Origin of the sequence: Pseudacidovorax intermedius (assembly GCF_001476815.1) — a bacterium.
Taxonomy (GTDB): domain Bacteria; phylum Pseudomonadota; class Gammaproteobacteria; order Burkholderiales; family Burkholderiaceae_C; genus Xenophilus; species Xenophilus intermedius_A.
This window is the reverse complement of the sequence record NZ_LDSL01000240.1, coordinates 1-5,931: the sequence shown is the minus strand read 5'-3', so window position 1 is coordinate 5,931 and position 5,931 is coordinate 1. Positions and strand designations below refer to the sequence as shown.

The window sequence follows — 5,931 nt, the reverse complement described above, 5'->3', positions numbered from 1 at the left end:
CCGCTTCCTGACGCGCACGGTGGGCCATGCGCGCGGCGTGCTGGCGGCCTGCGCGGTGGCGGCGGTGGCGCTGGTGCTGCTCTTCGCCACCACCGGCCACGACTTCCTGCCCTACCTGGACGAAGGCTCGCTCTGGCTGCAGGTGCAGATGCCGCCCGGCATCACCCTGGCCAAGGCCTCGGCCATGGCCGGCGAGCTGCGCCGCGCCACGCTCGAGTTCCCCGAGGTGTCGTACATCGTCACGCAGACCGGCCGCAACGACGACGGCACCGACTACTGGACGCCCTCGCACATCGAGGCCAGCGTGGGCCTGCATCCCTACCGGGAGTGGGCGTCCGGCATGACCAAGCAGGAGCTCATCGCCAAAATGGCCGCACGCTTCGCGCAGATGCCCGGCTTCTCGGTCGGCTTCATGCAGCCCATGATCGACGGCGTGCAGGACAAGCTCTCGGGCGCGCACGGCGACCTCACCGTCAAGGTCTTCGGCGAGGACCTGGCGCAGATCCGCACCGTGGCCAACCGCGTGGCCGACACGCTGCGCCAGGTGCCCGGCGCGGCCGACGTTGCGGTGGACGTGGAGCCGCCGCTACCCAACCTCAAGATCGAGCTGGACCGCGCCGCCGCCGCGCGCCATGGCATCAATGCTGCGGCCGTGGCCGACCTGGTGGCCACCGGCATCGGCGGCACGCCCGTCGGCCGGCTCTACGTGGGCGAGAAGAGCTACGACATGACGGTGCGCTTTCCCGACCAGGCGCGCGCCAGCGTGGACGCCATCGGCAACCTGACGCTCAAGTCCGCCACCGGCGAGCGCGTGCCGCTGTCGGCCGTCGCGAAGATCGCCACCGTGTCGGGCGAGAGCGTCATCGTGCGCGAGATGGCCCAGCGCAACATCATCGTGCGGCTGAACGTGCGCGGCCGCGACCTGGCGGGCTTCCTGAAGGACGCGCAGGCCGCCGTCGCCCAGGCCACCGCCGGCGACGCCAAGCAGGTGCAGCTGCGCTGGGGCGGCCAGTTCGAGAACCTGGAGCGCGCGCAGGCGCGGCTGGCGCTGATTCTGCCGATGACGCTGGGCCTGATGTTCCTGCTGCTCTTCGGCGCCTTCGGCAACCTGCGCCAGCCGCTGCTGGTGCTGGCCGCCGTGCCGCTGGCCATGCTGGGCGGCCTGGCGGCGCTGCACCTGCGCGGCATGACGCTCAACGTGTCCAGCGCGGTGGGCTTCATCGCGCTCTTCGGCGTGGCGGTGCTCAACGGCGTGCTGATGCTGTCGCAGATCAACCGGCTGCGCGGCGAGGAAGGCCGGCCGCTGCGCGAGGCGGTGATGGAAGGCGCGCGCAGCCGCATGCGGCCGGTGCTCACCACCGCCACCGTGGCCGCCCTGGGCCTGACGCCGGCCATGCTGGCCACCGGCCTGGGCAGCGACGTGCAGCGCCCGCTGGCCACCGTGGTGGTGGGCGGCCTGCTGAGCGCCACGGTGCTCACGCTGGCGCTGCTGCCGGCCCTGTACCACCTGGTTGAAGCGCGCCTGGAACGCCGCCGCCCGGCCGCCGCGCCCGATGCCGGCCTGCCCGCGCCCGCCACCGGTGGCGCCCCCGCCACGGAGACCTCCGCATGACCGCCCTGCGCCGCCCGTTCCATGCCACGCCCCTGCGGCGATGGGCCCTGCCGCTGGCCGGTGCCGCCGCCGCGCTGCTCGCCGGCTGCGCCGTCGGCCCCGACTTCCACGCGCCCGCCGCCCCGGCCGCCGGTGCGCTGGCGACCGCGAGCCTGCCCGCGCAGACGGCCGACGCGCCCGGCCCCGCCGGCCAGGCCCAGCATTTCGCACTGGGCCAGGCCGTGACCTCGCGCTGGTGGACGGCCTTCGGCTCGCCCGGCCTGGATGCGCTGGTCGACGGCGCCCTGCAGGCCAGCCCCGACCTGCAGGCCGCCGAAGCCGCTCTGCGCGCCGCGCGGGAAGGCGCCCTGGCCCAGCGCGGCGGCTTCTGGCCGACGGTGGATGCCAGCCTGGCCTCCACCCGCCAGAAGACCGCCGGCCCGCTCTCCAGCCCGCTGGCCGATGGCGACGTCACGCTCTACACCCTGCACACGGCGCAGCTGAGCATCGGCTACACGCCCGACGTGTTCGGCGGCCTGCGCCGGCAGGTGGAGGCGCAGGACGCGCAGGCCGAGGTGCAGCGCTTCCAGCGCGAGGCGGTCTACACCACGCTGGTCGCCAACGTGGTGGGCACCGCCATCCAGGAAGCCTCGCTGCGCGCGCAGATCGACGCCACGCGGCAACTGGTCGACCTGGCGTCCCGCCTGCTGGCCGCGGCCGAGCGCCAGCATGCCGCCGGCCAGATCGGGGGCGCCGACGTGGCCGCGCAGCAGAGCGCGCTGGCCCAGGTGCAGGCCACCCTGCCCCCGCTGGAAAAGCAGCTGGCCGCGCAGCGCACCCGCCTCGCGGCTTTGACCGGCCGGCTGCCCGGCGATCCGCTGCCGCAGCAGTTCGCGCTGGACGGCCTGCGGCTGCCCGCCGAACTGCCGGTGAGCCTGCCCTCGCAGCTCGTGCAGCAGCGGCCCGACGTGCGCGCGGCCGAGGCACAGCTGCATGCCGCCGCCGCCCAGGTGGGCGTGGCCACCGCCGCGCGGCTGCCGAACATCACGCTCAATGCCACGCTGGGCAGCTCGGCCCTGGGCGTCTCGCAGCTGCTGCGCACCGGCAGCGGCTTCTGGTCGGTGGGCGGCACGCTGCTGCAGCCGGTCTTCCACGGCGGCACGCTGCTGCACCAGCAGCGCGCCGCGCAGGCCAATTACGAACAGGCCGAGGCACAGTACCGCAGCACGGTGCTCACCGCCTTCCAAAACACGGCCGACACGCTGCAGGCCATCGTCAGCGACGCGCAGACGCTGCGCGCCACCGCCGCCGCCCAGGCCGCCGCGCAGAAGAGCCTGGATGCCGTGCAGCGCCAGCGCGAACTGGGCGCCGCCGCCCAGGCCGACCTGGTGCTGGCGCAGCAGAACCTGCAGCAGGCGTTGCTGGCGGCGCAGCAGGCGCGGGCCGCACGGCTGGCCGACACCGTGGCGCTGTACCAGGCACTGGGTGGCGGTTGGCAAACCTCGGCTGCGCTGAAGTGAAACAACCTCGCGTGCCGCTTCGCGGCCACTCGAATTCGACCACCACCGCTGCGCACGACCAACGGAGACGCCCCATGAACCCTTGCGCCCATCCCCGCGCCGCAGCGGCGCTGCTGACGCTCGCCGGCGCCGGCCTGCTGGCCGGCTGCGCGGCCCCCGCCGCCGACGAGGCTGCGGCCGCCGGCCCCTACTGCTTCCACAACCCGCTGCTGCACGGCCGCCACACGCCGTGCATCGACGGGCCCCTGCCCGATGCCGCCCAGGACGAGGCGGCCCACCAGTTCCCCGCCGACCCGCAGCGGCTGACGGTGTACGTGGTGCGGCAGAACTGGAGCGACGGTCCGGCCCGCCTCACCGTGCGCGTGGACGGCCAGCCTGCGGCCGACACCCTGCCCTCGACCCTGCTGCGGCTGCGCCTGGCGCCCGGCGCCCACGTGCTCGACTTCGCGGCGGACGGCGAGCCGCCGCGCGCCATCGCGGTCGATGGCCCCCCTGGCCAAGTGCGCTACCTGCATCTCGCCACGCTGGCCGGGCTGTGGCACACCGGCCATGACTGGGAGGTCGAGCCCGAGGCCGTGGCCCAGGCGCGGGCCCGCAAGGCGCGGCTGGTGGCCGATCTGCAACTGGGCGCGCCGTCCACGTCGAAATGAGTCTTCGCCTTCCCGCATACCGCCCGTCGCCTTCACGTTCGGCACTCCTCGCGTCGCACGCGCAGCGCCCTCCGCGCCTGCGGCGGCGCGCCGCCGCCGCAGCCCTGGCCCTCGCCGGTGCGCTCGCCGCCACCGCCCCGGCCCGCGCCGAGGCGCCCGACGGCGGCGCCGCCCCGCCCGCCGACTGGACCACCGCCTTCCAGGCCACCTACGTCTGGCAGGACAAGGCGGCCTTTCCCGCCGCCTATTCCGGCCCCGACAGCCTGGGCACGCAACGGGCGCTGAGCTATTCCTTCACCGGCACCGCCATGCTCGGCGGCCGGCCCTGGCGCAATGGCGAGCTGTACCTGAACGTCGAAGGCGCGCAGGGCGTGCCGCTGTCCGGCCTGACCGGCCTGGGCGGCTTCACCAACGGCGAGATGGCCCGCTCCGCCACGCCGAACCTGAGCGTCTACCGCGCCCGCCTCTTCCTGCGCCAGACGTGGAACGAGGGCGGCGCGCAGGAGGCCGTCGAAGCCGGGCTGACCCAGCTGGCCGGCACGGTGGACCGGCGCCGCTGGGTGCTCACGACCGGCAACCTGTCGGTGCTGGACGTGTTCGACGGCAATGCCTACAGCCACGACCCGCGCACCCAGTTCCTCAACTGGTCCTTCATGACCTACGGCGCCTTCGACTATGCGGCCGACGGGCGCGGCTATTCCTGGGGCGCGGTGCTGGAGCGCTATGACGACGACTGGGCCGTGCGCGCCGGCCGCTTCATCCAGCCCTACGAGCCCAACGGCCAGCCGCTGGACCCGCGCTTCCTGCGCCGCTTCGGGGACCAGCTGGAGTTGGAACATGCCCACCGCCTGGACGGCCAGCCCGGCAAGCTGCGGCTGCTGCTGTTCCGCAACCGGGCGCGCATGGCCCGCTTCGACGATGCGCTGGGCCTGGCCGCCGCCACCGGCACCGCGCCCGACCTGGACGCCGTGCGCGGCCCGGAGCGCAGCAAGCGCGGCATCGGCCTGGGCCTGGAGCAGGCCGTGACGCAGGACCTGGGCGTGTTCGCCCGCTGGAGCCGCGCGGACGGCCTGACCGAGACCTACGCCTTCACCGAGATCGACCGTTCCACCTCCGCTGGCGCGCTGCTGCAGGGCAGTGCCTGGGGCCGTGCGCAGGACACCGTGGGCCTGGCCGCGGCGCGCAACGGCCTCTCCGGCCCGCGCCGCGCCTTCCTGGCGGCGGGCGGCATCGGCACCTTCCTGGGCGACGGCGCGCTGCGTTACCGGCCCGAGGTCGTGGTCGAGCTGTTCTACAGCCTCCAGCTGGCGCGCGCCCTGTGGGTCACGCTGGACTGGCAGCGCATCCGCAACCCCGGTGACAACGCCGACCGCGGGCCGGTGCACGTGGGCTCGGTGCGGCTGCATACCGAGTTCTGAGGCCAGCGTACCGGCCTCCGTGCTGCGCTTGGCCACCCGCGGCGGCGGTGCATCAGACCCCGACCGCCGTCGGCAAAAACAGCGGCAGCCGGCCGCCCTCCTCCCGGCGCAGCCGCGACAGCGCCCGCTCCACCGTGCGCCGATGCACGCCCAGCTGGTGGGCCACCTCGGGCAGGGCCATGTGCCGCGCATCCACCATCTGCAGCGCCGTCACCGCCTGCTCGGCCGACAGCCGCCGCGGACGACCCAGCGCCGCGCCCCGGGCCTTGGCGGCCGCCATGCCCGCGCGGGTGCGCTCCGAGATCAATGAACGCTCGTACTCCGCGAGCGCGCTGAGAAAGTGGAACAGCAGCCGCCCGCCTGAGCAGGACGTGTCGATGTGCTCGGTGACCGAGTGGAAGCGCACGCCGCGGCGGGCCAGATCGTCCAGCAGCGTGATCAGGTGCGGCACCGAGCGGCCCAGCCGGTCGAGCTTCCACACCACCAGCTTCGCACCGGGCGCGAGCTGCGCCAGCGCTTCGTCCAGCCCGGGACGGTCGCGACAGCTGCCGGAAATGCCCTGGTCGGTGTAGATGCGCTGGCAACCCTGCGCGCGAAGGGCGGCGACCTGCAGGTCGAGGTTCTGCTCCTCGGTGGACACGCGCGCGTAGCCCACGATCATGGTGCGCCCCTCTTGGAGAGGCAACGGCTGGTTGGCACTTCTGCTTCGGAGCGGCTGCGCGCCACTCCGCTCCTTCCTAATTTTTCTGGCC

General features: G+C 74.2%; 5 protein-coding genes. 4 read left to right on the top strand and 1 reads right to left on the bottom strand.

Annotation, left to right across the window (positions count from 1 at the left end):
• The 4 genes from NS331_RS24850 to NS331_RS24835 form a co-directional block, all read left to right on the top strand.
• Positions 1 to 1,612 (top strand): efflux RND transporter permease subunit (locus NS331_RS24850; protein ID WP_193758210.1); only part of this gene is annotated, 1,612 nt, incomplete at its 5' end.
• Positions 1,609 to 3,111, top strand: coding sequence for an efflux transporter outer membrane subunit (locus tag NS331_RS24845; protein ID WP_153013058.1), 1,503 nt, complete (start codon positions 1,609 to 1,611; stop codon positions 3,109 to 3,111). The genes NS331_RS24850 and NS331_RS24845, both read left to right, overlap by 4 nt.
• Before the next feature lie 74 nt (positions 3,112 to 3,185).
• Positions 3,186 to 3,761 carry a hypothetical protein gene (locus NS331_RS24840; protein ID WP_058644575.1) on the top strand — a complete coding sequence of 192 codons (576 nt, stop codon included), beginning with the start codon at positions 3,186 to 3,188 and terminating at the stop codon, positions 3,759 to 3,761.
• A complete protein-coding gene (locus tag NS331_RS24835; RefSeq protein ID WP_082702767.1) occupies positions 3,758 to 5,179 on the top strand; it encodes a carbohydrate porin in 1,422 nt (473 codons plus the stop codon). The genes NS331_RS24840 and NS331_RS24835 overlap by 4 nt, the downstream gene beginning before the upstream one ends.
• Before the next feature lie 52 nt (positions 5,180 to 5,231).
• Here the strand turns inward: NS331_RS24835 and NS331_RS24830 are convergent, their stop codons facing one another.
• A complete protein-coding gene (locus NS331_RS24830) occupies positions 5,232 to 5,840 on the bottom strand; it encodes a recombinase family protein (protein WP_058644574.1) in 609 nt (202 codons plus the stop codon).
• Positions 5,841 to 5,931: the final 91 nt, after the last annotated feature.